Genomic DNA, 476 nt, shown 5'->3' with positions numbered 1-476 from the left:
CGGCTGCGGAGCTCCTCGGTGGCCTTGGCGAGCGCCACGCGTGCTTCCTGCAGTCGGCGTGGGACGTGGACGGCCCACGTGGTGTCGCGGAAGAAGCGCTTGATCTCGCCGACGATGTAGGGGACGGCGAAGGAGGTGAACTCGACCTCGCGGGACAGCTCGAAACGGTCGATGGCCTTGATGAGGCCGATGGTGCCGACCTGGACGATGTCCTCCATCTCGTCCTGGCCGCGGCTGCGGAAACGCGAGGCCGCGAACTGGACGAGGGTGATGTTCATTTCGATGAGGGTGTTGCGCGCGTACTGGTACTCGGGCGTGCCCTCTTCCAGGACGGCGAGCTGGTCGAAGAACAGCCTCGACAGCTCTCGGGCGTCCTTCGGAGCGACCTGCGACGGGTCACTGATCTCCGGCAGCACGACGGCCTGCGCCCCGGTCGTCTCGGTCACTGTCATGCTCGTCCCCTCCTGCGTGATCCA

At 66.4% G+C, this 476-nt stretch carries 1 protein-coding gene; it reads right to left on the bottom strand.

The window, feature by feature from the left end; translation table 11 throughout:
* The coding region (locus tag N4G66_RS45330) for a sigma-70 family RNA polymerase sigma factor (protein WP_261710171.1) at window positions 1–452 on the bottom strand (452 nt) is incomplete at its 3' end.
* Window positions 453–476 lie beyond the last annotated feature (24 nt).

This window comes from Streptomyces rhizosphaerihabitans (genome assembly GCF_025399795.1).
GTDB lineage: Bacteria > Actinomycetota > Actinomycetes > Streptomycetales > Streptomycetaceae > Streptomyces > Streptomyces rhizosphaerihabitans.
Note: the sequence above shows the minus strand (reverse complement) of the source record. Positions and strands in the feature narration are given on the sequence as shown.